Source organism: Mesorhizobium sp. M1E.F.Ca.ET.063.01.1.1, assembly GCF_003998155.1.
Lineage (GTDB): Bacteria > Pseudomonadota > Alphaproteobacteria > Rhizobiales > Rhizobiaceae > Mesorhizobium.
This window is the reverse complement of record NZ_RZSC01001042.1, coordinates 1-1629: the sequence shown is the minus strand read 5'-3', so window position 1 is coordinate 1629 and position 1629 is coordinate 1. Positions and strand designations below refer to the sequence as shown.

General features: G+C 63.8%; 2 protein-coding genes. Both read left to right on the top strand.

Annotated features, from left to right (window positions below; genetic code table 11):
- A partial coding sequence (locus EOA29_RS35790) for a BamA/TamA family outer membrane protein (protein ID WP_145970021.1) occupies positions 1 to 568 on the top strand: 568 nt, incomplete at its 5' end.
- A gap of 78 nt (positions 569 to 646) precedes the next feature.
- A partial coding sequence (gene lpxD, locus EOA29_RS35785) for a UDP-3-O-(3-hydroxymyristoyl)glucosamine N-acyltransferase (RefSeq protein WP_127222350.1) occupies positions 647 to 1629 on the top strand: 983 nt, incomplete at its 3' end.

Sequence of the window (1629 nt, the reverse complement as noted above, 5' to 3'; positions counted from 1 at the left end):
CCTCTATATCACTGGTACAACAGAGGTTGCCGGTCTCGGCGGCGATGCCAAGTGGGTGAAGCTGACCGGGCGCGCAAGCGTCTACCAGACTTTGTCCGAACAGCTTGACCTCGTCGGCCTGGTGTCGGGTGGCGCGGGCTATATTGCGGGCTACGGCAATGGCGAGCTGCGCATCTTCGACCACTTCCAGAGCAATGACCGCATGATCCGCGGTTTTGCCTATGGCGGCATTGGCCCGATTGCCAGCGACAACAGCGGCGACCATCTCGGCGGCACGACCTATTTCAATGCCTCGGCCGAGGCCCAGTTCCCGCTGCCGGTCATTCCGGAGAGCTTCGGTCTGCGTGGCGCGGTCTTCGCCGATGCTGCGACGCTCTATGGCAACAAGCTTGATCCAAGCCTGGTAAAGGCGGGATCGGCTGACATGCATTTGCGCGCTTCGGTCGGTGTTGGCCTGATGTGGGCTTCGCCGTTCGGTCCGATCCGCATCGACTATGCGATCCCGGTCGAGAAACAGCCGGGCGACGACACGCAGGAATTCAACTTCGGCATTGCAACTCGTTTCTAATCCGCGGGTTACGATGTTTCCGGGCCGCCAGGTGGCCCGGAAGAGACTGATCCGACCTAGCTGGATAATGTTTGTGGAATGACCGATCCGGTGTTCTTCGCGCCTTCACGCCGGTATACGGCTGGCGAGGTCGCGAATCTGACCGGCGCCAGCCTCGTCGATTCCTCACGGGCCGATGTTGCCATCGAAGCGTTGGCGCCCGCCAATGAGGGCGGCGAAGGGGCGCTGGTGTTCGTTGACGGCAAGCGCAACTTCGCTCTGATGCAATCGCTCAGGGCCGCAGCCGTTTTGTGCCCCGCCGACTTTGCCAACAGAGCGCCGCAGGGGATCGCGGTGCTGGTGCATCCGCGGCCGCAACAGGCCTTCGCCATGGTCGGGCGGCTGCTGTTTCCACAGGCCGCCACTCCAGGGCCGATGACAGGCGAAACCGGCATTTCGCCGCAGGCGCATATCGATCCGTCCGCGCATGTCGAGGCCGGTGCGATCGTCGAGGCCGGCGCGGTGATCGGCCCCGGCGTCTCCATTGGCGGCGGCACGGTCATTGCGCCTCACGCCGTCATTGGCCGTTCCTGCAGGATCGGCCGCGACGGCTATGTCGGCCCGGGCGCCAGCATCCAGTATGCGCTGATCGGCAACCGCGTCATCATCCATGGCGGCGCCAGGATCGGCCAGGATGGCTTCGGCTTCGTGGGCGGCGCCAAGGGACCCGAGCGCGTGCCGCAAATCGGCCGCGTCATCATCCAGGACGATGTCGAGATCGGCTCGAACACCACCGTCGATCGCGGCGCGATGTCGGACACCATCATCGGACAAGGCACCAAGATCGACAATCTGGTGCAGATCGCCCACAATGTTCGCATCGGCCGCAATTGCATTATAGCCGGGCTTTCGGGTATTTCCGGTTCCGTCGTCGTCGGCGACGGCGTCACCATGGGCGGCGGCGTCGGTCTTGCCGATCATTTGACCATAGGGCCTGGGGCCAAGCTTGCAGCGAGAAGCGGATTCATGAGCAACGTGCCGGCGGGCGAGATTTGGGCAGGCTATCCGGCCCAGCCGATGGC